The sequence below is a fragment of the Ruminococcus sp. CAG:57 genome (genome assembly GCF_000435935.1).
GTDB classification, from domain to species: domain Bacteria; phylum Bacillota; class Clostridia; order Oscillospirales; family Ruminococcaceae; genus Hominimerdicola; species Hominimerdicola aceti.
On the sequence record NZ_FR890685.1, the window covers coordinates 1 to 821 of the forward strand.

1 protein-coding gene is annotated in these 821 nt (G+C 31.5%); it reads left to right on the plus strand.

Going from position 1 to position 821, the window contains the following annotated elements; translation table 11 throughout:
* Positions 1-257: 257 nt before the first annotated feature.
* Positions 258-770, plus strand: coding sequence for a CbrC family protein (locus tag QVO88_RS00930; protein ID WP_022286657.1), 513 nt, complete (start codon positions 258-260; stop codon positions 768-770).
* Positions 771-821: the final 51 nt, after the last annotated feature.

An 821-nucleotide genomic window follows, 5' to 3' on the forward strand; every position in this document is an offset into this window, starting at 1 on the left:
TTCTCCGAAAACTGTTCTTGAAACCTACATAAGAGAAGATTCCAAACTAATTCACCTAGTTATAAATTGAAATACATCATGATAATCAAAATCCCAATGACCATTTTATGAAAAAAATCAAACTGATCATCGACTGGGTGGTAATTATAAAAAAACACCCTCACTATAATGAAGGAAGTAAAATTAATCGTGCTCAATGGCGTCAGCAAAAGAAAAATTATTGGAAAAATGAGTGGGATTCGGGAAGGTGGAAATAAATGAATAATTATAAGTATTTTAGTGATGTCTTAAAGAATGGATACTTCACAGAAACACCATGTCAGTTTTGTGGAAGTTCTGAACATTGTCTTGAAGGATCTTTTTTTGACAGAGATGACAATCTTGTATCTATATGTCTCAATTGCTTTGATAAACGAAAAGTAAGTGTAGATATTCCTAGCTATATAGCAGACAGAGTTGTAAAAAAACAAAATGAAAAAGTAACTGAATTGAGTTTTTGTCCACCTGTACCTTGGATTCAAAATAACGATTGGCCTGTTTGCTGTGATGATTATATGACATATATAGGTGAGTGGGAAAGGGAAGATTTTATCAAAAATTCTACAAACGGTGATGGATTGTCTTTACTAAAAGAACTTTTGATTGATGAACTAAAGAATAATGTTGAAAGTTACGAAGCACTTTGGGCGGATTTAGGATATGAAACTGCTGCATTTGTTTTTAAATGTTCAAAATGTGGAAACAAAGTGGTTTTATGTCAAGATTATTGATGATATCATTTTGTAGATTAAAAAGGAGAAGATTATGGGACTTATAGGAAT